The 286-nt window shown below is 60.5% G+C and carries 1 pseudogene; it reads right to left on the bottom strand.

Annotated elements, in window-relative coordinates:
* Nucleotides 1-134 precede the first annotated feature (134 nt).
* Nucleotides 135-286 (bottom strand): annotated as a pseudogene (locus tag B2W52_RS04960) (arsenical-resistance protein); the annotation flags it as partial.

The raw sequence follows: 286 nt of genomic DNA, 5'->3' as shown, positions 1-286 counted from the left end.
TCCATTGCGTGGATTCCGTCAGATTCGGTGCGTCAGAAATGTGGGCGGGATATTAGCAGGGTGGGGGTGGGCTGAACAGATAGTGCGAGTGAAGCCAGCGCCATGATCCGAAGTCTGGCGCTGGCCTCTGCGGCTTATGCCGGAAACCGGTCCCGGGTGCGATTAGCTATTTTGACCAGCATCAGCATGAGCGGTACTTCCACCAGCACACCAACCACGGTGGCCAGCGCTGCGCCGGATTGCAGGCCGAACAGTGCGATGGCTGCGGCCACGGCCAGTTCGAAGA

The organism is Marinobacter sp. UBA2498 (assembly GCF_002341575.1).
GTDB lineage: Bacteria > Pseudomonadota > Gammaproteobacteria > Pseudomonadales > Oleiphilaceae > Marinobacter > Marinobacter manganoxydans.
The sequence above is the reverse complement of the archived record's forward strand: the minus strand, read 5'-3'. Positions and strand labels throughout refer to the sequence as shown.